Below are 21,421 nucleotides of genomic sequence, written 5' to 3'. Positions count from 1 at the left end.
CTGTTGGTACGGACAGCCCGTCAGCCATTAGCGTAATTTTTCTTCAACTTTTTGACAAATTTCTTCTGCAGTTAGACCGCTCGCTTCGATCACAGGGCCAGCTGTAACTGTATTTTGAATGCCCATGACATTAGCATCTTGGCCAGTAATTACGCAGCAATCACAGCCCTTTGCATCATTTTCCCCTCGAAGCGGGATGACTTCGTATCCTTTCGCTTTTAATGCTTCTTGTACGCTTGTTAACGAATGTTCTACACCAATTTTCGGCATAGCAATCCACCTCCTCATACACATAATGTGCCTTAAGGAAGGTGGAACTATACAATAAATTAATTGTTTCCTTTCCACGTAATGTACGATATTAAAAACGAAATCCCCTGATCAATTGCCGCTTCGTTTGGAGTCAACTTCGCATGATGCAACCCATAGGGAGAATCGACGCCAAGCCAAAACATAAATCCTGGGATTTCTGCAAGCATATACCCAAAGTCTTCTCCGGTCATCGCTTCTTTGCAGCGAATGAATCGAATCCCCTGATAATTTTCAGCAAACTGTATAAATTCCGTCGTTAACTCCGGATCATTATAAACTTGATGGTACATGGAACCGTAGTCAATTTCCGCCTCGCATTGATACGCCATTTTTATTCCACTGACCATCGCTTCAATCCGCTCTTTCACTTTTTTCATCGAATCCACCGACAATGTGCGAATCGTTCCTTCCAAGCGCGCATGCTCTGCAATCACATTTTGTACTGTACCGCCTGAAATTTTTCCAATTGTAATAACAGCACTGTCAAGCGGATCGACATTGCGCGCAACGATAGACTGAAGCTGCGTAACAAGCGAGCAGGCAGCAACAACCATATCGTTCGCCAAGTGCGGAAATGCGGCATGCCCGCCTTTTCCTTTCAAATCAATAAACAGTTCCGACGTATTGGCAAACAGCAATCCTTCTTTCGTCGCAATCGTGCCAACCGGATATTCCGGGGCGATATGTAAAGCAAGTATCATATCCGGCTTCCATACTTTCATAATCTCACTTTCAAGCATTGGTTTCGCACCGCCTGGCCCTTCCTCTGCCGGCTGGAAAATAAATAGTAAGTCATCTTGGATAGGATGCTCGGCAAAATGCGTAAGCAGCCCAAGCGCGATGCTCATATGCACATCGTGCCCGCACGCATGCATGTTTCCTTCATGCTCCGAGCTGTATGGCAATCCCGTTTCCTCTTTAATCGGCAGGCCGTCGATATCAGTGCGGTAGCCGATCATTTTTCGCGGAGCTGTTCCTTTTACTTTTACAAAAATCCCGGTTTTCCACGTTTGGATTTCCAGCCGTTCTTGCGGCAACGCATGAATGTAACGCAATAAATATTGCTGCGTCTTAAATTCTTGGAACCCTAACTCGGGAATTTTATGCAAATCGCGGCGAATCGCCACAAACGGACTGATTGATGACATCTCTATCTCCTCCATTGAAAAAAGAGCTGGCCCAAAGATGGGACAGCTTTTGTGTTTGGCTATGTTTATAACTGGCGAAGTTCTTGTTTAATTTCTGTTTTTGCTCTTGTTTTTTCATCAATTTGCTTAATCACGCGCGCCGGCACACCAGCAACAACCGTATACGGCGGCACATCTTCAACGACAATAGCGCCAGCGGCCACGACCGCGCCTTTGCCGACCGTAACGCCTTCTAAAATAACGGCATTTGCGCCAATCACTACATCGTCTTCAACGATCACTGGTTTAGCGGAAGGCGGCTCAATCACACCTGCTAAAACAGCGCCAGCGCCAACATGGCAATTCTTTCCGACCGTTGCGCGGCCGCCGAGCACTGCGTTCATATCAATCATCGTTCCTTCACCGATGACGGCACCGATATTAATGACAGCACCCATCATAATAACCGCATTATCGCCAATTTCGACTTGATCACGAATAATGGCGCCTGGCTCAATGCGCGCTTTTACTCCTTTCAAATCAAGAAGCGGAATCGCGGAATTGCGGCGATCATTTTCAATGACATAGTCCTCAATTTTTTCTTTATTGGCTTCCAATGCCGATTGAATTTCTTGCCATTCCCCAAAAACAACACCAGTATTTCCAGTAATAAACGTTTTCGCGCTTGGACCAAAATCAATTCCTTCAAGGTTTCCCTTTATGTATACTTTAACAGGTGTTGACTTTTTGCTGTTTTGAATAAAAGAAATAATTTCATTCGCATCCATCATTTTCATGACATCATCCTCCTTTTGTGCTCTTATTTTCTTACTTTAGCAAAACAAAGATGATGGTGACAAGCATAAATTCATAAAATGGAATCTTGCAGCACTTTCTATATAAATGCAACTTGATATTTGGTTCTTTGCGCTTTTTATCAAGAGATTTTTCGACTGACGAAGACAAGTCAATGACTTGCCTTCGTCACGCATAAGTGCAGTCGAAAAAATGGATCACAAGAAGTAGAATTTTCAATAACTTACATAGAAGACTTGTACTTGCGGAAGCTTCCAGCTTTACGAGCTTATAGCAAGAGTCGCGCAAAAAATAAAGCGAAAGCAGCTGCTAATCTATTGCATGCCATTACGGTCCTTCTTCTTGCGCAACTTATTTTTCATATAATTTATGGTAATGATTAAGTTGCCGCAGCTGTTTATTTAATCGCTTTAATACTTCTCGTCTTGTAAAAATTCCTTCAAAATACCCATCTTTATTTTCAACGCAAACAAACGGGTGATTTACAATAACTTCAATTCCTTTCAAAACATCATCATCCAATAAAAGGCGGGGAATGTCTTTATTCATCACTTCCTCCACTTTCATCGTTTCCAATCGTTCAAATTCAATGCGCTCCAACCCTAAAATCGCGTCCATTATCATCGTCATACTAATTAATCCATGAAGTTTATATGAAGTATCCAATACAGGAATAGCGGAATAACCAGTTTTCGTCAATACTAATAATGCATGGTCTAAATAGTTTCCGAGTTGAACGTGTGCTACTTTATCCGAAGGGATCAGAAATTGCGCAATTGTCATATGTGCAAACTCATTGTTCCCCAAACTTGTCATACCTATTTCCGCCTTTCTCTTTTAGCGTTTTCCCTTCTTCAGTTTATCATATTTTAAAGTGGTCTTCTTATTAAAAAGAACTATCGCTTATTTTGAAGCGATAGTACTACGTAAAGTCATATGTTTCTTGAAGAAGCCGATCGTATAAACGTAAAAGTTGTTGATACCGTTTTTCGTCCACTTGCTTTTCTCCATTTTCTATATCAGCAAGTTCACAACTAACAAGATCCAATGCGTATTGTTGCGTAAACAAAATATCTAGGAGCAATATTTGCTCTTCATGCGATAATGTTTGAAGTAATTGCTTTCCCATTTTTTATTCCCCCTTTGGAAACTCAATTAAATATATATTCATTGAACACGTAAAAAAGTCTTATTTCCCAAAGCTTTATATCACCGGCATATAACAACGAAGCGCATTTTGATTTTGATCATTCGTTTTTTGCTTGCTGCTCGTAAAACCAATCATCTGGCATCATCAACATAAAAAAAAGAGCACTCCCTAATAGGACTGCTCATTTTGACTCATCAATAACGTAATGCCAAATAAAAAATCGCAATCGCAGCTAATAAGACGGCCGAAATATACGCCAAAAAAATTGGGTTGCGCAAAAATACATGTTCTTGCACCTTCTCGGGGATAGGAGCATCCAATTCCTCCTGCCATTTTTGTTGTCGCCCGAGACGAAATGTGTATACGCCCCCAATAACAGCAATTAAAATTGCAATGATTGATAATGTAAATGTCAACTGTGCCATTGTTTCTTCACCTCATGCTTACTTTGCCACGAGGAAAAGAATTTTATACCATTTTAATAATGAGCATCATGCTCAAATAAATAGCTATATGATAAATCGATAAATAAATAGTGCCGATCGTCAATTGGATACGAATACGTACGAATCGTTTCCCCTGTTTCGATATCTGCATATAAATCGGAAAGAATCCCGCGTTTACGTGAACGCATCCGAATAATATTCTCTAAAAAGTATGGCCGCCAACTCCAATTTTTCATGTAATATTGCGGCTGCAATTCCCAGCAGTCATTGCGCTTAAACATATTCGCCGACTGTTGAAACCCGTCTTCATCACAAACATAAATGCGGAAACAAACATCGTTTAGCTCATTAGCTAGAAGCGAAATAAGTTCATCAAAATTAGATACTTTCTTATATTTTGCCAAAAGTGTTGCCAATCGTTTCTGAAACTGTTCAGAAATGCGATAAAGCGTTTCTAATTTTTTCTTTTCTTGCTGAATAAAATGATGACATTCTTGACGCAGACGCTCTTTCAACATATCACGCGGCACTAGCTCGGCAGATGGTTTCGCCAAATAATACCCTTGGTAATAACGTCCTCCGTTTCGCCACGCATATTGCAATTGAAACGACGTTTCGATATCTTCATATAAAAGCGTTGCTCCGATTTTACGAGCGAGCAGAGAAATGGAATAAATCACATCTTGATACGCTTGATACATGGAAGTTGTCCGCAATTGGTGCAAATCAATTTTCAAAATATCAGGTGACAATAACCCGATTCTCTCTAAGTTACTGCTATGCTCACCTATATTGTCTACCGCAATTTTAATTCCATAAGTACGAATATATGTTAATAAATGACTTAATTGCTGTAAATCTCCCTTAAAATGGTGTTCATTAATTTCTAGCACAACGCGCTCTAACGACAATCCTCTTGTTTCATATTGAAGAAGAAGCTGCAAAAATGACTCAGCACGGTCAAGCATTAATAAATTTACATCACGATTTAAAAAAATAAGCAGTGTATAGTCATCGAGGGACAGAAAATAATCAAGTGCTTTTTTTGTTACCACTTCATCCACTTCTAAACGGAACTCTTCCGGTATTGTTTCATCGCAAAAAAATGGACCGAGACTTACAACTCCCGTTTCCGATTGGTATCTTCCTAGCACTTCATATCCAATCACACAATGTTCATCTGCACTAAAAATCGCTTGATAGTACGGAAAAACATTTTGCAAATTCGCCATTACATCTAATGCATCCATCCTGCTCACCTCTTTTATACACACACCATCTTTGTCATATTATATCATACGTGCTCCCTTCGATATCTTTTTTTAACATTTTTCTCCCCCCCCTCGAAATGAAGCAAAGAGGAGGAAGAATTGGGAGTTTTTTTATAAAGATAAAAAACTCCGCCTTAAATGGAATGTAGGTGAGAGAGGTTCATATTGAAAAACTTCCATGGTAGATAGGTTTTTCATCGGTTTGGAAAGATGGCGTCGAATGAAATGGCACCGATCTGATAAAAACATGAGCGGTTTCCTAATGTTAGGAAACCGCTCATACATGTTACGTTTTTTAAAATGGATGCTGGTTGAGCCATTGTCCGCCATCCATTGTAATACATTCCCCATTAATGTAAGCGGCATCATCAGAAAGAAGAAATGCGGCAAGGGCAGCAATTTCTTCCGGTGTGCCGAGACGTCCTAATGGAACACTTTCAATGGTTCTTCTTTCCGCTTCTTCTGATTCCCAAAGCCGTTCCGCACCTCCTGTCCGCTCAATTGGCCCAGGTGCGATCGCATTGACGCGGAACCCGTATTTTCGTCCCCATTCTACCGCAAGCGTCCTCGTCATCGCCAACACTCCTGCTTTCGCACACGCGGAATGGATAACACCTGCACCAGCTCTCCAAGCATATGTAGCGACTATATTGATAATGGAACCTTTTTGACCGTTATTAATCCAATAATTTCCGACCTCACGGCTACAGTAAAATGTACCGTTTAATACGATATTAATCACACTATTCCAACCATTAATCGATAGCTTCTCCGCAGGACAAATAAAATTGCCAGCAGCATTGTTAATGAGTGCATCAATTTTGCCAAATTCCGCATCCGTGCGTTTTACCATTTCAGCGACTAATTCGGGATCACGTACATCCATTTGAATCGGAAGAACTTTTCCATTTGGAGATTCGATTTCTTTTTTCGCTTCTTCTAATGCTTCAAGCCGTCTTCCCGTAATAACGACATTCGCACCTTCTGCCACAAACCGTTTTGCCATATATTTTCCCATCCCGCTCGAACCACCAGTAATAATGATTACTTTGCCGTTCATATTTCTCCCCCTTTGTAAAAATGACTGATTACTCATTCATTTCTATCTTACTATAAATATACGAAATTTTCTAACATTATTTTTGCCCTATTGTCCTCTTTTTCTTTTTTCCATTATAATAAAGCTATTGTGAAAGGACGGCACATTATGAAACGGATGAATCGGCGAACATTTTTAAAAAAATTGATGATCACCGGCATTGGGGGAATTTTGGCAACATCATTCAGTTATGGTTACGCTCGTTTTATTGAACCAGCAAAATTAACCGTTACCCATCATATTATTTCTCACCCGCTTATTCCGAAAGAGTTTACTGGAACGAAACTTTTGCAGTTTAGCGACGTTCATTTAGGTCATTATTACGGGTTAAATCGCTTTCGTTATACAATCGAAAAAATTAACGAATTGCAGCCAGATATCGTGTTGTTTACAGGAGATTTATTAGATGAGCCAAACAAATACCCACACATTGATGCAGTTGCCAACGAGCTTTCTCGCATTCGTGCTCCACTTGGAAAATTTAGTATTTACGGAAACCACGATCACGGTGGGTATGGAACAGATATATACCGCCATATTATGGAAAAGTCGGGATTTCAAATGCTTGTCAATGAACATGTTCTCATTAAGCGACAAAACGAAAGTTTCATCGCCATTGCCGGCGTAGATGATATGATGCTCGGTAAACCAAATTTTTCTGAAATGGTAAAATCCATTCCTGATTCGACTTATACCATCGCGTTGCTGCATGAACCGGATGGTGCCATGCAAATGAGCCGTCATCCAGTTCATCTACAGCTATCAGGACATAGTCATGGCGGGCAAGTCCAGCTTCCTTTCATCGGACCGCTTATCACTCCGCCGCTTTCAGAAACATATTATGAAGGATTTTATCAAATTCATCATTTAACACTATATGTAAACCGTGGACTTGGAACAACAAGAATACCACTCCGATTTCTTTCACCGCCCGAATTGACTGTCTTTACATTGCAACACCAAGCATTAGAAAAACAACAGGACGGTTTATAAAGAAAGCCGCCAAAAATGGTTATGCGGCGTATTCCAACCGTCCTTTTCTATCATAAAAAACAAAGCAAGCAAAAAAGCTGTTTTGCAAACATATGTTCATGTTGTATAATTAAACTAAATCAATAATGAAAAGGAGACGTGCTAATGGAACCGTTAGAACCGACAATAGATAACATAGCAAAAGCGATTTTTACAGTAAACCGCCACGCAAAAACTGCGTTAAACCCATCTTTCCTATACCTTCTTAAGAAAAAAGCAATTGAAAAATTGCTGCAAGAAGGAAAAGCGAAAAAAGTTGGCTTACACTTTTCTCGCAATCCGAAATATAGCCAGCAGCAGTCTGATGTACTTGTCGCTGTCGGCGATTATTATTTTCATATTCCTCCAACAAAAGAAGACTTCGCAACCCTTCCGCATCTTGGAGCACTTAATGACTCTTACCGCAATCCTGCAACGAGAATGCCGTTGTCCAAAGCTAAAGCACTGTTACAAACATATACAGGCATCAAACCAATTCCACCAAAACAAAAAAAATCGTATCAAAAACCAGTATTTAAACGCCTTGGAGAAAGCTATTGATGGAATCTCTCCCACCTTTACATCTAGAGGTGGGAGCTGTGTCATCTCCATCGAAGAGGCTTCTGCGCATTGAATTGGCTGTTTATTATTTTAGAGACTTTGTGAAACGATCATGCACGATAATCCACTTTATATATAAATGAAAAATTCCCTGTCTCATTGATTCATAAGATATGTGCATCAATCATGTTGACGAGTTCACCAATTTCTGGTTTACTTACTTGCGCTGTTGCTCCAACTTTCTCTCCTTTGTGACGAAGATCATCGGTAATAAGAGAAGAAAAAATAATGACAGGAAGTTTCTTTAACTTATCGTCTTCGCGAATACGCTTTGTTAAATGATGCCCATCCATTTGTGGCATTTCAATATCTGTAATAACAAGCTGCACTTCATCCGCAATATCTTTTCCTGTATCAGCAATCGATTGTAAATAGTGAAGAGCATCCTCCCCATTTTCGAAAAACTCCACCGATACGTATCCTGCCTCCGCTAACGTATCTTGCAGCAATTTCCTTAATAATGGTGAATCTTCTGCCACGATGATCTTTTTTTGTGAACGTTCTCGGTTCCCTAAATTTTTTATTTTCTGTGTGTTTATTCCTAAGTCTGGGTTAATGTCGGCAATAATTTTTTCAAAGTCCAACAGCAAAATCATTTGCCCCTCTAATTTCACCACACCGATAATTTGTGCTTCTAGCCCTTGATACATTTGTGACGGTTTTTCAATCTGTTTCCACGAAATCCGATGGATACGTGTCACATCATGTACATGAAAAACAACTTTTAGTTGGTTAAACTCAGCGACAATAAATTTATCGTGCTCAGGGTTTTCGGAAGGTGGGAAATGAAGCACTTTTGCTAAATCGACAACCGGAAGCACCTCTCCGCGCAATTCAATAATCCCTTCAATATGCGGATGGGAGTGTGGAATTTTTGTGATTGGGGCAGGCTTAACAATTTCGCGTACTTTCATGACATTGATGGCAAAACGATTAGTTGCAATCAAAAATTCCACTATTTCTAGTTCGTTCGTACCACTTTCCAATAAAATGCTTGATCTTTCTTCCATTTGCCGCTACGTCCTTCCTATTTAATATGGTCTATATTTTATTATATTGTTGAATGCATAAAGAACCAATATTTTTTATATTTGTTTTGCAATTTATAAAAAATGGTTGCAGTCTTTTCTACTGCAACCTTAAAACTTTAATATAAAAAATCAAGCAATCTGCGATCGGCTAAATTCGTATCAACCGGAAATGATGCTGCATCACGGCCGTACTGCCAAACCCAAACGTTCGCTTTACAATTCGGGGCTGCCGGCTGATATTTCGGCGCTTTTTGTTCTTTTGTCGTCCCTGGTCTTGGCGCCGAACTCCAAATGATGGTTTGTACAGCGACTTGGTTATTTGCCTGGATCGCCTCACAATAAGCACTAGCAAAATCGCCTTTTGTCGGGTCAGCATACACCCCTGGACGATAACCTGTCGGATGCATCGTCTCCACCCATGCTACAATCCATGAGGCATCGATCGGAAAAAAATCTTCGATGTTTGCAAATAATACTTTATTTGTTGGAATGCCAAGACGCCGCGCATGGAATACTGCATTGCGTGCCGCCACTTGTCCGTTTGCATATCCTACAGCCTCACGAAACGCATTATAAACAGGCATCACTTTAATCCCGTAATTTCTTAAACGTGTAATTTCCTCTTTGGTTAAACCGTCGGAAACATTCGGAACATTGGTTAAATACCGCCCCCAAAATTTTGGGTAGCCAAGCTCATTTTTCACACATTGAAACAACTTTTCCGTTACTGCTTGCGCAGAATCGACACCCCAAACACCTTTTGCCATCAGCTTCCCCCTTTCCATAATGTTCTCTCTGCCATATATATGAAACTTACTGCCTGTTTCATACAATCGTTCACATCGATTAATCGCCTATTCGTCCTGTATTTCTTGTTATATCGATCGGCGCCTCGATTCGTTGAAAAGCAAGTTCTACCGCTTCTTTGGCCGAATGGCAAAACGCGATTTCCACCGTACGCCGTTCATCTAAATAGCCGCCTTCATAAGCAACTTCTTTTATTTTCGTTGCCCAACCGCCAGTCGTTTCGATAATAATAACCGGCTTTTTATTCATATATGCCGCGGATAACTCGCCCAATGTTCCGTTTCCGCCACGAATCATAATCAGCGCATCAGAGGAATGAACAAGAATAAGACTGCGGAAATCAAAATGAAGACCTGTTGTAATGGGGATATCGATATAATCATTTGCAACATCAATACGATCTCCAGCTAAGATGCCAATAACAAGTCCTCCCGCTTCTTTCGCTCCTTTCGATGCCGCTTCCATCACACCGCTTCCCCCGCCTGTTAATAAAACGGCATTTCGCTTCGCAATTTCCGCCCCTACTTCCTCCGCAACATGTCGTACCTCATCGGGGATTTCTCCTGACTGCCCAATAACAGCAATTCGCTTCATTTTATCTCTCCTTCGCATACTTTGTCCTTAATTCCATTTATACGCAGTGTAAGATTCAATCAGACGTTTCCATCATTCCTTATCTTTATAATTATTTTTAAGAAATCGGAACCATCCGTTCCGTTTAAACCAAAAAAACATCAAAATCGTAATGACCGCCATCACCCCAAGAACCATAAAATAACCGTATTTCCAATGCAATTCCGGCATATTATCAAAGTTCATTCCGTAAATACCGGCAATGAACGTTAATGGCATAAAAATCGTCGTAATTACTGTTAATGTCATCATAATCGTATTCATCTGGTTCGAGGTAAGCGACAAATAACTATCACGTATATCAGACGTAATTTCGCGATTTGTTTCAATCATTTCCACCAGTTTCAGCAGATGGTCGTAAATATCGTGAAAATATAATTGGCGCTCCTTCATACGCTGAAAACGGTCGGAATGAATAATTCGGTATAGCAAATCGCGCATCGGTACAATCGTTCTTCTTAGCTTCGATAAATCACTGCGAATATCAAATACTTTTTCGATAATGTCTTGAACCTCCTCATCGTTTGTGTTTTCCTCTAATTCATTCAATACATCTTCAATATGATAAATCGGAGGAAAATAGTCATCGACAAGCTTGTCTATAATACGGTACATCACATGGAACGGTCCTTGCTGGAAATCTTCATCGTTTTTGATTCGTGTCCATACTTCATTCACCGCATGAATCGATTGCTTATGAAAAGACACGACAAAATTTTGCCCAACAAATAAATCGACTTCCTCCGCTTCGAGCGAATTTCCATCAATGGCATGCAAAACAACAAATAAATACCGATCATAAAAATCAAGCTTTGGGCGTTGTACATATTCTAAACAGTCTTCAATCGCAAGAGGATGGAAATGGAAAAAATCAGCCAACAACTTTGCTTCATTCTCAGTCGGTTCATGAAAATCAACCCAATACCATGAAACATCTGGACTATTTACAAATGAAAGCGGAACATCATAGATAACCTCAAATTCTTTTGTAATGACACATGTCCGAATCATGCTAATCACCTTACGATCTATAATCTACTTTCCTCTACATATGATAACCGAAAATAGGCTTCATCCTAACAAAAAAGGGATATACATGATGTAGAAAATGTTAAAGAATATTTATCAAAATTTTCTTTACTTTTTGATCAAAAACAAGGATAATATAAAAAAGGGAACTTATCGTTCCCAAGTAGGGGAGGAATCACATATGTACGAAAAACAATATCCTCACGAAGGTGCTATTTTACCTAGCCAAATGGAAGAAAAAAGTAATTATGGCCCGCTGGCGGAAAAAATATTACAACAAGCAATATTCCAGTTTCAAAAACAAAAACTGATGGAAAAGATTGACGAAGCGCTTATGACGCGAAATAAGCCACTCTTTTTAGAACTTTCCGCACAATATAATGAGCTTCTAAAAAAACATGGTGCTTAAGAGGAGAGAAAAATGTTCGAGTGTGAAACGTCTGAGTCATATGGTCAAATAATAAGGTGAGCCACTTCTTCCAAAATTTATTAAAGAAAAATGGAGGCGGCTCACTTTTATTTTTCCCCATTCTCATCCAATCGTCAAACATGATAAAATGTGATCAAACGATGATAACGGAAGGATGAGCAATCGGTGGAACATCTTATACATTCACGTGTAAAAAATATTGAAATATCCGGTATTCGTAGATTTTTTAACATGGTTGCCAACCGTCCCGATTTGATTTCACTAACGATTGGGCAGCCGGATTTTCCCACTCCTGAACATATAAAAGAAGCAGGAAAAGAGGCAATTACAGATAATTTTACAACGTATACGCATAACGCTGGTTTTCTTGAACTGCGCCAAGCTGCATGTGATTTTATTCTTGAAAAATACGGGTTATATTACGATTCTGACGAAGTAATTGTCACCGTTGGAGCAAGCCAAGCGCTTGACATTACATTTCGCACCATTTTAGAAGAAGAAACAGAAGTAATTTTGCCAGGTCCTGTTTATCCAGGATACGAACCGCTGATCCAATTATGTGGAGCAAAACCGGTATATGTCGATACACGGTCGAACGGATTTCGTCTATCTGCTGAATTAATTGCTCCTTACTTAAATGAACGGACTCGTTGTATCGTACTCCCATACCCTTCGAATCCTACCGGAGTCACTCTGTCCGAACAAGAACTTCAGAAAATCGCCGAGCTAGTAAAGGGGCGGCCAATTTGGATTGTCTCAGACGAAATTTATAGCGAACTCGTTTATAATGGCGAACACCATTCGATCGCAAAATGGTTGCGCGAACAAACAATCGTTATTAATGGATTGAGCAAATCCCACTCGATGACAGGATGGCGGATCGGATTCGTATTCGCTCCATCTTTCGTTACAAAACATATGATCAAAGTACACCAATACAGCGTCTCATGCACATCATCTGTGTCTCAAAAAGCTGCGCTTGCCGCCTTAACAGCAGGAAAAAATGACGCGGAAACGATGCGCTCCCAATACAAAGAACGAATGGAATATGCTTACCATCGTCTAATCAAAATGGGACTGGAAGTGGAAAAACCGAGCGGTGCCTTTTACTTATTTCCATCTATCGCCGCTTTCGGTCAATCGTCTTTCGATTTTGCGCTTGATGTTGTGAATAAAGCTGGTGTCGCGCTCGTTCCTGGCAGCGCCTTTTCCGAATATGGGGAAGGATATGTACGCCTTTCTTATGCTTATTCACTAGATACCCTTAAGAAAGGGCTAGATCGTCTAGAACGATATCTCAAAGAAAAACAGTGAGTACTTGTTGACCGTACTCACTGTTTTCTTCTTTCCCTATGGAACAAGGATGAGTTTTCCATGCGTTTTTCGTGATTGAAGAAGACGATGTACTTCAGCCGCTTGCTCGAGCGGATAAACACCGCCAATCGCCAATATCAGTTTTCCTGTTTGAACATAGGTCAATAATTCTTGCAAACTTTGTTGATACAACTCTGATTTTCTCATTATTTGCGGCAAAAAGAAGCCGATGACAGATAAATTTTTTCCCATCAGACGCGCTGGATTCATGCGTGTAAATTGACCGCTCGCCACACCATAAACGACAAGCCGTCCAAATGGAGCTAAACAATCGAGTGTCTGGTGAAAAATATCTCCTCCTGCCATCTCTAACGCCACATCTACTCCTTTTCCGTTCGTATATTCAAGAACCTCGTCCTTCCATCCTTCTTTGGTATAATCGATTGCTGCATCCGCTCCAAGCTGTTTAGCAAGTGCTCTTTTCTCTTCGGTGCTAGCCGTAGCGATAATGTTTCCGGCACGAAAAATTTTCGCAAGCTGAACAGCGAGCGTTCCAACTCCCCCTGCCGCAGCATGAATCAATACCGTCTCTCCTTCTTCTAAACGTCCCATCGTTTTTAAAATATGGTACGCGCTTAATCCTTGAACAGGAAGAGCAACTGCCTGCTGAAAATCAAGTTCATCGGGAATAGGAATCACTCCACGCTCATCTACGTTGACATATTCAGCATACCCACCTGATTCGATTAATGCAACGACACGCTGCCCGATATGAACAGAGGTAACATCTTCGCCGACTTCGCTCACGACTCCAGCCACTTCCGCTCCTGGTATAAACGGAAGCGGAGTCGGAACGACATAATGTCCTTCCCGACGTGCGGTGTCCGCATAGTTTACTCCAATCGCTTCCACTTTTATAAGCACGCGACGTCCGGTTGGAATCGGGCGTTCCATCTCAACCATTTCCAGCACTTCCGGATCTCCATATTTTGTAAATTGGACAACTTTCATCCCTCATTCTCCTTCCGTTAATATTCATTATGAGCACCTCGCTGCATCGTGAATTTCTCCTCCCGATGCCGTTTTTTGAAAAAATGGAATAACAGAGAGCACTCCTTGCTGATTAATATAATCAATGTCTGATTCAAGGCCATGGACCATCATCCATCTTCCGACTCGTGAAGAGGCAAGTACTGTTTTCCCCGCGTTTTCCGTCTTGTATTTTTCGTAAAAGAGCCACGCCGCCATGGCGCTATCGGACAAGTCGCGGGTAGAAACGCCGCATTGAAGCAGGCAAGAGATAAAATAACCAGCACCATAAAAATCTTCTAAACAAAATCTTCCTGATGAACCGGAGCAGATAGCGACAATCGTTTCCGATGCATGCCGTCGGCAAATATGCTCGCTAAGCGCCGGTCCGTTCAGCAAGCTACCGACGTAAAGATGATTGGCGTGCATCGCCTTGCGGATCGCCACCGTGCCATTCGTCGTGGATAAAATAATCGTTTTTCCCGGACAGAACTTTTGCAAAAAAAGCGGTGCCGTAGATCGAAAGCCATCAATCGTCCGGCCTTCGTACTCGCCGACAAGCTCATAGCTCCCGTTTGGAAGCAGGCTCGCTTTTTCCCGGGCTTCCTCGGCATTTCGCACTGGAATAACGGAAGCAGCGCCAAACGAAAGGGCGGCGGTAATCGTGGAAGTAGCGAGCAAAATATCGAACACAACCGCTATTTTTCCATCTGCTAAAGCTGTTTCATCAATATCTTCTTTGCGAAAGACGACATGTACTTTTGCCATGGATTCACCTCAGCGCATTGCTAGCTGCCATGCATGTTGGATGAGTGACTGAACAAATTTTCCAAAATTGCGGAAGCGTTCGTCATTCGTCTGCCCGCAGCGGTAGCGATAATAAATCTGCTGGGCGATGACAGCGAGTTTAAAATAAGCAAACGTTAAATAAAAGTGCATATTCGAAATATCCCGTCCGCTTTTTTCTGCGTATGCCCGAATAAATTCCTCGCGCGTATAAAAGCCAGGATAAACGGTAACCGGCGTTCTGCCAAATCCGTTTTTCAACTGCGGCGGATCGTCCTTTTCAATCCAGTAGCTCATCGCCACAGCCAGATCGGCAAGCGGATCGCCGACGGTGGACATTTCCCAGTCAAACAAGCCGGCCATTTGCGTGACATCATCTTCGGCAAACAACGCGTTGTTTAATTTATAATCATAGTGAATAATCGTCGCTTCGCTGTTTTCCGGAACGTGACTCACAAGCCATTTCGTCAGCGCTTCCACTTCTTTAATCTCATCCGTTTTCGCCCGCTCATAGCGCTGAATCCATCCATGTACTTGCCGTTCCATAAACCTTTTAGGCTTTACCATCTCGACAAGATGCGTTTTTGTATAATCAAGCTGATGTACTTGTACGAGCGTATCCACCATCGTTTCCGAGATTTTCCGACATAATTCTTCTGTCGGGACAATGTGCGCTGGAAACTCCGTATCTAGCACAATGCCATGGCGACGCTCCATCACAAAAAATGGACTGCCAATAATCGATTCATCCTCGCAAAATAATAACGGTTTCGGCGCCAGCGGGAAAATCGGATGAATTTCCGTCAGCCATGTGCTTTCCCGCTTCATATCATGCGCCTTCGGCGGAACGGGGCCAAACGGCGGCCGCCGCAAAACGGCTTCCCACTCTCCGCATGACAGCAAATACGTTAAATTGGAGCGTCCAGCGGAAAACTGTCTCACTTGCAGCGTGCCCTCCGGAAAATCCGGCAATGTTTTTCTCAAAAAATCGGTCAATTTTTCAACAGGCAGTTCTTCTCCTTTACGTACAGGAATGATCGCCGTCATGGCAATTTCTCCTTTCCATTACGAGCGTTTGGCATATTCATCCTTTATCCTTTTTTTACTGACTGGTTAGTATGTTTCAAAAAAGCTACTTGGCATGCAAACACCAAGCAGCGGCACTCTTTACTTTTTCTCTATTCCTTCCAGTAAAATCGAAACCATATGTTTCGCCACTTCGAAATCGCTCAATTTCCCATCCGGCTGAAACCATTGGTAGCTCCAGTTTGCCGCTCCTAAAACGGTCAACGTTGCAATGGAAGGCGGCAAATCGTCACGGAACTCGCCGTTTCTCATCCCTTCTTCTATTAACAATTGCAGATTGTAACGAAACAAATCCCGCTTTTCTACAATTTTCTTTAAATGATCTTCATTTAAATGTTTCATTTCCCGGAAAAAAATACGTGCCTGTCTTCCTTGTTTTTCAATGTTATGAATAAGCATATAGACGATTTCAAACACTTTTTCCTTTATTGTTTTTGTAGAATCCTCTATAATTCTCTTTTGATTTTCAAGCAGTGCTTCAATATAGCGAAGATGGATATCCATTAATAATTCTTCTTTGCTTTTAAAATAGTAGTAAAATGTTCCTTTTGTCACGCCGAGCATATCCACAATATCTTGAATGGAAGTTTCGCTAAATCCTTTTTGTTCAAATAGCATAATGCCTGCCGCCATAATTTTTTCCTTCACGCTCTTCCACCTTTCCTGTCATGTTTATTCCTGCCATTATCATAAAACGGTCAAGCCAATAAGACAACAAGCATGTGACTTGACCGCTTTTGGAAGAACGCACTTCTTTCTTTATTTTGAACGGAGCGCCTCTTCGCGAAGAGCGCGGCGCAAAATTTTGCCGACGTTTGTTTTTGGCAATTCGGCGCGAAACTCGACAATGTGAGGCACTTTGTAGGCGGCTAAATTTTTGCGGCAATGCGCGATAATTTCTTCTTCTGTTGCTTCTTTTCCATCTTTTAATACGATGATCGCTTTTACCGTTTCACCGCGGTACTCATCTGGCACGCCGATCGCCACCGCTTCTTTTACTGCCGGATGTTCGTAAAGCACCTCTTCAATTTCACGCGGATAAATATTGTAACCGCCGGCAATAATCATATCTTTTTTCCGGTCGACGATTGTTACATATCCTTTTTCATCAACCGTTGCCAAGTCACCCGTATATAGCCATCCATCCCGAAGTGCCACCGCTGTTTCTTCCGGCATGTTCCAATATCCTTTCATCACCTGCGGTCCGCGAATAATGAGTTCGCCTACTTCCCCTGGTTTTAACTCTTCTGTTCCGGTGGCAACATCGACAATTTTGTACTCCGTCATTGGCATGCCGATGCCGACCGTTCCCGGTTTTCTTTCCGCAAACGGCGGATTGCAGTGAGTCACTGGCGATGCTTCCGACAAACCGTATCCCTCTAACACGACAGCGCCGGTTTTCTCTTCAAATTCCCGCATCAGCTCGAGCGGCATCGGCGCGCTGCCGCTGTTGCACGTTCTAATGCTGTTAATGCCGTATTGCTCCACCCCTGGCGTATTCGTAATTGCGACATACATTGTCGGCACCCCAGGGAACACAGTCGGCTGCTTCTCTTTAATCGTCTCTAACACTTCCTTCAGTTCAAAGCGCGGCAATAAAATGTTGTTGGCGCCGACATAAATCGCCATATTCATGCCCGATGTCATTGCAAACACATGGAAAAGCGGAATGACGGTTAAATAACGTTCCTTTCCGACCTCATACGTTCCTTTGAAAAATTCAGCACATTGCATGACATTTGCTAAAATGTTTCGGTGAGTTAACATCGCACCTTTGGAACGTCCTGTTGTTCCTCCTGTATATTGCAGAACGGCAACATCGTGCTCCGGCTCGATCGACACCGGCTGTACGCTTCCGCTTCCTTGAGCAAGAAACTGTTCAAATGTCACATCGTTCGTATCTAGGGAGCTAGAGGATAGCGGCTGGAAGCTGACGACGATGGCCCGCTTGATTGGCGTATCTTTGCGCACCGCCTGCAGCCGTGGGTAAAGGGCATCATAAATCACGATCGTTTCCGCTCCTGAATCGGTCAGCAAGTGGATTAACTCGCGCTCCACAAGCATCGGATTTACTTGCGTCACAATCGCGCCGATTCGTAAAATCGCATAGTAAGCGATCACATACTGCGGGCAGTTTGGCAGCATAATGGCAACGCGGTCACCTTTTTGGATGCCTTGCTGCTGCAAGTTCGAGGCAAATTTATTCACCGCATGGACTAGCTCGCCGTACGTAATCACTTTATTATAAAAAGTCAATGCTGGATTGTCGCGATATTGCCTGGCTTGCTCTTGCAAAATATCACATAATGTGATGTTGGGAATATCAAACTGAAACGATACATTCTCTGGATATAATGCCGCCGCTTTCTTTTCATTCATTTTCCCATTCCTCCTTTTTTAAGATCCTGAGGCGTGGCTTCCGCCATCGACAACGATTAACGATCCCGTCACAAAATCGGAGGCCGGAGACGCTAAAAATAATATCGCTCCTTTTAAATCATCTTCTCCGCCAAATCGTCCTAACGGCGTATTTTGCAGCACTTTCTGTCCCACTTGCTCAAGGACGGCTTTGGACATTTTCGTTGGGAAAAACCCCGGTGCGATTGCATTGACATGAATTCCGTATCTTCCCCATTTTACGGCCAAGTCTTTCGTAAACGTAATAACAGCCCCTTTGCTTGTGTTATAACCAATCGTATTTAATATTTCCGGATTCGTTCCGCCAAGCCCTGCGACAGAAGCGATATTGATGATTTTGCCGCTCCGCTGTTTGATCATTACTTTGCCGGCCGCCTGGCTCATGAGAAACGTTCCGGTCACATTGACATTGATGACTTTTTGCCATGCCTCAAGCGGCATTTCTTCTACCGGCGCCCCCCACGTCGCGCCGCTGTTATTGACTAAAATGTCAATTTGCCCAAATTCATCGACCGTCGCTTGCACGACGCGCTGTACATCCTCTGGATTCGTGACATCGCATTTTAATGCAAGCGCTTTTACGCCAAGCTGTTCTAGCTTTTCTTTCACTTGTTCACATGCTTCTACTTTGCGCGAGCATACGACCACATTCGCTCCTGCTTCCGCCAAGCCGATGGCGATCTGTTCGCCAAGCCCGCGCCCTCCTCCGGTAACGATCGCCGTTTTTCCAGATATTTTAAACAAATCTAGTACATGCATGCTATTTCTCTCCTTTTTTATTGATATTGTCGTAATTCCAATTTGGCGATTTGCTCTTTATGCACTTCATCCGGCCCGTCGGCAAGACGCAATGTGCGCGCATTCGCCCATTGAGCGGCAAGCGGGAAGTCATCGCTGACTCCTGCGGCTCCAAATGCCTGGATGGCCCGGTCAATCACTTTTAAGGCAACGTTTGGCGCTACCACTTTAATCATCGCAATTTCTTTTTTCGCCTTTTTATTGCCCACCGTATCCATCATGTATGCCGCTTTCAATGTAAGCAGCCGTGCTTGTTCAATTTCGATCCGTGACTGGGCAATCCAATCGCGAATGACGCCTTGTTCTGCGATCGGTTTCCCAAACGCAACCCGCTTTTGCACGCGCTGGCACATCAATTCAAGCGCCCTCTCGGCCGCTCCGATCAGCCGCATGCAATGGTGAATTCTCCCTGGGCCTAGGCGTCCTTGGGCAATGGCAAATCCTTTTCCTTCTCCCCAAATAATGTTTTCTTTCGGGACGCGGACATGGTCATACGTAATTTCTGCATGGCCGTGTGGGGCATGGTCATAGCCAAACACCGGCAGCATCCTCTCAATTTTTACTCCTGGCGTATCGAGCGGAACAATAATCATCGACTGCTGTTCGTGTTTCGGGGCATCCGGGTTCGTTTTTCCCATGACAATCGCGACTTTGCAGCGCGGATCGCCAGCGCCTGACGACCACCATTTCCGTCCAGTAATAACGTATTCATCGCCATCGCGGACAATGCTTGCAGAAATGTTCGTCGCATCACTGGAGGCAACGTCTGGCTCTGTCATGGAAAAACAGGAACGGATTTCCCCGTTTAATAACGGAATCAGCCATTTTTGCTTCTGTTCTTCCGTGCCGTAGCGGACGAGCACTTCCATATTTCCTGTGTCAGGAGCGCTGCAATTAAATACTTCCGGCGCAATCAACGAGCGCCCCATGATCTCGCAAAGCGGCGCATACTCCAAGTTCGTCAGCCCTGCCCCGTATTCGCTGTCCGGCAAAAATAAATTCCAAAGTCCTTCTTTTTTCGCCTTTGCTTTTAATTCCTCCATAATCGGCGGAACAGACCATCTCGATTCTTGTGCGTTTAGTTGCTCCTTATACACCTTTTCATTTGGATAAATGTAACCTTCCATGAAAGCGCTTAACTTTTTAATCAGCTCTTTGACTTTCGGTGAATACGAAAAATCCATTCTTCCCCATCCCTTTCTATACTAACCGGTTAGTATGTAACCTTATCTTTACTATACCCTTATTTATAAAAATATTCAATATTTTTAGATAAATAACAAAAAAGACATCATCATAAAGATGATGTCTGCTTATTCTTGGATATATCGCTTATATAAAGCTTGCGTGCCACTGTTTTCTTCCCCTGCCTTTGCCAGTTCTTCATACATCGATTTCGCAAGCGCAAGCCCTGGCAGTTGCAAATTCATTTTTTCTGCTTCCTCTAACGCAATTTTCATATCCTTAATAAAATGCTTCACATAAAAGCCCGGCTTGAAATCGCCGGAAAGCATGCGAGGGGCTAAATTGCTCAGCGACCAGCTTCCCGCCGCTCCCTGGGAGATGCTTTCTAGCACTTTAAACGGATCCAATCCTGAACGCTTCGCATAGGCAAGCGCCTCGCAAACGCCAATCATGTTCGATGCAATTGCGATTTGATTGCACATTTTTGTATGTTGGCCAGCACCTGCTTTTCCTTGATGAACAATGTTCGTTCCCAATCTTTCTAAAATCGGTTTACACGCGGAAAATACTTCTTCATCTCCGCCAACCATAATCGTTAATTTTCCTTCTTTTGCGCCAATATCTCCGCCTGAAACAGGAGCATCAAGCGCATAAACATTTCGTTCTTTCGCCGCCTGATAAATTTTTTCCGCAAGCGTCGGAGTAGATGTGGTCATATCAATCACATATGTACCTTCTTTTACGTTTGCCAGTATGCCTTCTTCTCCAAAATATACTTCCTCCACATCTTTTGGATATCCAACCATTGTGATGACAACATCCGCTTCTTTTGCAAGTTGTGCAACTGTTTCTTTCCAAACTGCTCCCTCTTCAATAAGATCGTTCGCTTTCTCTTTTGTTCGTGAGTAAACAAGAAGAGGATAACCTGCTTTTAGCAAATTGCGAGCCATGCTTTTTCCCATCACACCAAGACCGATAAAGCCGATTGTTTTCATTGTCTTCTTCCCCTCCCTGCATTTGAA

24 protein-coding genes are annotated in these 21,421 nt (G+C 42.5%); 4 read left to right on the top strand and 20 right to left on the bottom strand.

Features of this window, described 5'->3' with window-relative positions; all coding sequences use genetic code 11:
* Positions 1–27: 27 nt before the first annotated feature.
* The 8 genes from B9L23_RS05540 to fadH all read right to left on the bottom strand — a co-directional run bounded on the left by B9L23_RS05540 (position 28) and on the right by fadH (position 6,182).
* Positions 28–270: a YkuS family protein gene (locus B9L23_RS05540; RefSeq protein ID WP_062753549.1), complete on the bottom strand. Its 243-nt coding sequence runs from the start codon at positions 268–270 to the stop codon at positions 28–30.
* 59 nt (positions 271–329) lie between these two features.
* Positions 330–1,460, bottom strand: a complete 1,131-nt coding sequence (locus B9L23_RS05535) for an N-acetyldiaminopimelate deacetylase (RefSeq protein WP_015863287.1) — start codon at positions 1,458–1,460, stop codon at positions 330–332.
* Positions 1,461–1,525: 65 nt separating this feature from the next.
* Positions 1,526–2,236, bottom strand: a complete 711-nt coding sequence (dapD, locus tag B9L23_RS05530; protein ID WP_081189177.1) for a 2,3,4,5-tetrahydropyridine-2,6-dicarboxylate N-acetyltransferase — start codon at positions 2,234–2,236, stop codon at positions 1,526–1,528.
* Positions 2,237–2,606: 370 nt separating this feature from the next.
* Complete coding sequence (gene cbpB / locus B9L23_RS05525; protein ID WP_081189176.1) at positions 2,607–3,071, bottom strand: cyclic-di-AMP-binding protein CbpB; 465 nt, start codon at positions 3,069–3,071, stop codon at positions 2,607–2,609.
* Positions 3,072–3,177: 106 nt separating this feature from the next.
* Positions 3,178–3,384 (bottom strand): antirepressor AbbA, encoded by a 207-nt coding sequence (gene abbA, locus B9L23_RS05520; RefSeq protein ID WP_015863284.1) that lies wholly within the window; start codon positions 3,382–3,384, stop codon positions 3,178–3,180.
* A 215-nt stretch (positions 3,385–3,599) separates the two neighbouring features.
* Complete coding sequence (locus B9L23_RS05515) at positions 3,600–3,830, bottom strand: hypothetical protein (protein ID WP_062753554.1); 231 nt, start codon at positions 3,828–3,830, stop codon at positions 3,600–3,602.
* A 53-nt stretch (positions 3,831–3,883) separates the two neighbouring features.
* On the bottom strand, positions 3,884–5,101 hold the full coding sequence (locus B9L23_RS05510) for an EAL domain-containing protein (protein ID WP_081189175.1): 1,218 nt from the start codon (positions 5,099–5,101) through the stop codon (positions 3,884–3,886).
* Positions 5,102–5,417: 316 nt separating this feature from the next.
* On the bottom strand, positions 5,418–6,182 hold the full coding sequence (gene fadH, locus B9L23_RS05505; RefSeq protein WP_015863281.1) for a 2,4-dienoyl-CoA reductase: 765 nt from the start codon (positions 6,180–6,182) through the stop codon (positions 5,418–5,420).
* Positions 6,183–6,329: 147 nt separating this feature from the next.
* On the opposite strand from fadH, the gene B9L23_RS05500 reads away from it, so the two are divergent.
* Both B9L23_RS05500 and B9L23_RS05495 read left to right on the top strand, forming a co-directional pair.
* Positions 6,330–7,214 carry a metallophosphoesterase gene (locus B9L23_RS05500; RefSeq protein WP_015863280.1) on the top strand — a complete coding sequence of 295 codons (885 nt, stop codon included), beginning with the start codon at positions 6,330–6,332 and terminating at the stop codon, positions 7,212–7,214.
* Between the two features lie 144 nt (positions 7,215–7,358).
* Positions 7,359–7,793 (top strand): YkyB family protein, encoded by a 435-nt coding sequence (locus tag B9L23_RS05495; protein WP_015863279.1) that lies wholly within the window; start codon positions 7,359–7,361, stop codon positions 7,791–7,793.
* A 164-nt stretch (positions 7,794–7,957) separates the two neighbouring features.
* Here B9L23_RS05495 and B9L23_RS05490 read toward each other — a convergent pair whose 3' ends face one another.
* The 4 genes from B9L23_RS05490 to corA form a co-directional block, all read right to left on the bottom strand.
* Complete coding sequence (locus B9L23_RS05490; protein WP_081189173.1) at positions 7,958–8,863, bottom strand: chemotaxis protein; 906 nt, start codon at positions 8,861–8,863, stop codon at positions 7,958–7,960.
* A 137-nt stretch (positions 8,864–9,000) separates the two neighbouring features.
* Positions 9,001–9,651 carry a glycoside hydrolase domain-containing protein gene (locus B9L23_RS05485; protein WP_089097026.1) on the bottom strand — a complete coding sequence of 217 codons (651 nt, stop codon included), beginning with the start codon at positions 9,649–9,651 and terminating at the stop codon, positions 9,001–9,003.
* A gap of 79 nt (positions 9,652–9,730) precedes the next feature.
* Positions 9,731–10,285 (bottom strand): TIGR00725 family protein, encoded by a 555-nt coding sequence (locus tag B9L23_RS05480; RefSeq protein WP_015863276.1) that lies wholly within the window; start codon positions 10,283–10,285, stop codon positions 9,731–9,733.
* Between the two features lie 72 nt (positions 10,286–10,357).
* Positions 10,358–11,335, bottom strand: a complete 978-nt coding sequence (gene corA / locus B9L23_RS05475) for a magnesium/cobalt transporter CorA (protein WP_015863275.1) — start codon at positions 11,333–11,335, stop codon at positions 10,358–10,360.
* A 199-nt stretch (positions 11,336–11,534) separates the two neighbouring features.
* On the opposite strand from corA, the gene B9L23_RS05470 reads away from it, so the two are divergent.
* Together B9L23_RS05470 and B9L23_RS05465 are read left to right on the top strand one after the other, a co-directional pair.
* Positions 11,535–11,762, top strand: coding sequence for an IDEAL domain-containing protein (locus B9L23_RS05470; RefSeq protein ID WP_089097025.1), 228 nt, complete (start codon positions 11,535–11,537; stop codon positions 11,760–11,762).
* 186 nt (positions 11,763–11,948) lie between these two features.
* Positions 11,949–13,097 carry an aminotransferase A gene (locus tag B9L23_RS05465; RefSeq protein WP_089097024.1) on the top strand — a complete coding sequence of 383 codons (1,149 nt, stop codon included), beginning with the start codon at positions 11,949–11,951 and terminating at the stop codon, positions 13,095–13,097.
* A 36-nt stretch (positions 13,098–13,133) separates the two neighbouring features.
* Here the strand turns inward: B9L23_RS05465 and B9L23_RS05460 are convergent, their stop codons facing one another.
* From B9L23_RS05460 to B9L23_RS05425, 8 genes are all read right to left on the bottom strand, one after another.
* Complete coding sequence (locus B9L23_RS05460; protein WP_089097023.1) at positions 13,134–14,108, bottom strand: quinone oxidoreductase family protein; 975 nt, start codon at positions 14,106–14,108, stop codon at positions 13,134–13,136.
* A gap of 27 nt (positions 14,109–14,135) precedes the next feature.
* The gene (locus B9L23_RS05455) at positions 14,136–14,894 is read right to left on the bottom strand and encodes a 2-phosphosulfolactate phosphatase (protein ID WP_089097022.1); all 759 of its coding nucleotides are present in this window, start codon (positions 14,892–14,894) and stop codon (positions 14,136–14,138) included.
* 9 nt (positions 14,895–14,903) lie between these two features.
* Complete coding sequence (locus B9L23_RS05450; RefSeq protein ID WP_062753566.1) at positions 14,904–15,959, bottom strand: phosphotransferase family protein; 1,056 nt, start codon at positions 15,957–15,959, stop codon at positions 14,904–14,906.
* 120 nt (positions 15,960–16,079) lie between these two features.
* Positions 16,080–16,646: a TetR/AcrR family transcriptional regulator gene (locus tag B9L23_RS05445; RefSeq protein ID WP_062753568.1), complete on the bottom strand. Its 567-nt coding sequence runs from the start codon at positions 16,644–16,646 to the stop codon at positions 16,080–16,082.
* Between the two features lie 111 nt (positions 16,647–16,757).
* Positions 16,758–18,377, bottom strand: coding sequence for a long-chain-fatty-acid--CoA ligase (locus B9L23_RS05440; protein WP_089097021.1), 1,620 nt, complete (start codon positions 18,375–18,377; stop codon positions 16,758–16,760).
* Between the two features lie 18 nt (positions 18,378–18,395).
* Positions 18,396–19,175 (bottom strand): SDR family oxidoreductase, encoded by a 780-nt coding sequence (locus B9L23_RS05435; RefSeq protein WP_089097020.1) that lies wholly within the window; start codon positions 19,173–19,175, stop codon positions 18,396–18,398.
* Positions 19,176–19,192: 17 nt separating this feature from the next.
* Positions 19,193–20,398 carry an acyl-CoA dehydrogenase gene (locus B9L23_RS05430; protein ID WP_062753571.1) on the bottom strand — a complete coding sequence of 402 codons (1,206 nt, stop codon included), beginning with the start codon at positions 20,396–20,398 and terminating at the stop codon, positions 19,193–19,195.
* Between the two features lie 129 nt (positions 20,399–20,527).
* Complete coding sequence (locus B9L23_RS05425) at positions 20,528–21,394, bottom strand: NAD(P)-dependent oxidoreductase (RefSeq protein ID WP_015863266.1); 867 nt, start codon at positions 21,392–21,394, stop codon at positions 20,528–20,530.
* Positions 21,395–21,421 lie beyond the last annotated feature (27 nt).

Source organism: Parageobacillus galactosidasius, from assembly GCF_002217735.1.
Lineage (GTDB): Bacteria > Bacillota > Bacilli > Bacillales > Anoxybacillaceae > Parageobacillus_B > Parageobacillus_B toebii.
Note: the sequence above shows the minus strand (reverse complement) of the source record. Positions and strands in the feature narration are given on the sequence as shown.

Excerpts from the sequence above, each read along its gene's own strand:
- B9L23_RS05540 (WP_062753549.1), bottom strand. The coding sequence starts at position 270 with ATGCCGAAAATTGGTGTAGAACATTCGTTAACAAGCGTACAAGAAGCA.
- B9L23_RS05535 (WP_015863287.1), bottom strand. The coding sequence starts at position 1,460 with ATGTCATCAATCAGTCCGTTTGTGGCGATTCGCCGCGATTTGCATAAA.
- dapD (WP_081189177.1), bottom strand. The coding sequence starts at position 2,236 with ATGAAAATGATGGATGCGAATGAAATTATTTCTTTTATTCAAAACAGC.
- cbpB (WP_081189176.1), bottom strand. The coding sequence starts at position 3,071 with ATGACAAGTTTGGGGAACAATGAGTTTGCACATATGACAATTGCGCAA.
- abbA (WP_015863284.1), bottom strand. The coding sequence starts at position 3,384 with ATGGGAAAGCAATTACTTCAAACATTATCGCATGAAGAGCAAATATTG.
- B9L23_RS05515 (WP_062753554.1), bottom strand. The coding sequence starts at position 3,830 with ATGGCACAGTTGACATTTACATTATCAATCATTGCAATTTTAATTGCT.
- B9L23_RS05510 (WP_081189175.1), bottom strand. The coding sequence starts at position 5,101 with ATGGATGCATTAGATGTAATGGCGAATTTGCAAAATGTTTTTCCGTAC.
- fadH (WP_015863281.1), bottom strand. The coding sequence starts at position 6,182 with ATGAACGGCAAAGTAATCATTATTACTGGTGGTTCGAGCGGGATGGGA.
- B9L23_RS05500 (WP_015863280.1), top strand. The coding sequence starts at position 6,330 with ATGAAACGGATGAATCGGCGAACATTTTTAAAAAAATTGATGATCACC.
- B9L23_RS05495 (WP_015863279.1), top strand. The coding sequence starts at position 7,359 with ATGGAACCGTTAGAACCGACAATAGATAACATAGCAAAAGCGATTTTT.
- B9L23_RS05490 (WP_081189173.1), bottom strand. The coding sequence starts at position 8,863 with ATGGAAGAAAGATCAAGCATTTTATTGGAAAGTGGTACGAACGAACTA.
- B9L23_RS05485 (WP_089097026.1), bottom strand. The coding sequence starts at position 9,651 with ATGGCAAAAGGTGTTTGGGGTGTCGATTCTGCGCAAGCAGTAACGGAA.
- B9L23_RS05480 (WP_015863276.1), bottom strand. The coding sequence starts at position 10,285 with ATGAAGCGAATTGCTGTTATTGGGCAGTCAGGAGAAATCCCCGATGAG.
- corA (WP_015863275.1), bottom strand. The coding sequence starts at position 11,335 with ATGATTCGGACATGTGTCATTACAAAAGAATTTGAGGTTATCTATGAT.
- B9L23_RS05470 (WP_089097025.1), top strand. The coding sequence starts at position 11,535 with ATGTACGAAAAACAATATCCTCACGAAGGTGCTATTTTACCTAGCCAA.
- B9L23_RS05460 (WP_089097023.1), bottom strand. The coding sequence starts at position 14,108 with ATGAAAGTTGTCCAATTTACAAAATATGGAGATCCGGAAGTGCTGGAA.
- B9L23_RS05455 (WP_089097022.1), bottom strand. The coding sequence starts at position 14,894 with ATGGCAAAAGTACATGTCGTCTTTCGCAAAGAAGATATTGATGAAACA.
- B9L23_RS05450 (WP_062753566.1), bottom strand. The coding sequence starts at position 15,959 with ATGACGGCGATCATTCCTGTACGTAAAGGAGAAGAACTGCCTGTTGAA.
- B9L23_RS05440 (WP_089097021.1), bottom strand. The coding sequence starts at position 18,377 with ATGAATGAAAAGAAAGCGGCGGCATTATATCCAGAGAATGTATCGTTT.
- B9L23_RS05435 (WP_089097020.1), bottom strand. The coding sequence starts at position 19,175 with ATGCATGTACTAGATTTGTTTAAAATATCTGGAAAAACGGCGATCGTT.
- B9L23_RS05430 (WP_062753571.1), bottom strand. The coding sequence starts at position 20,398 with ATGGATTTTTCGTATTCACCGAAAGTCAAAGAGCTGATTAAAAAGTTA.
- B9L23_RS05425 (WP_015863266.1), bottom strand. The coding sequence starts at position 21,394 with ATGAAAACAATCGGCTTTATCGGTCTTGGTGTGATGGGAAAAAGCATG.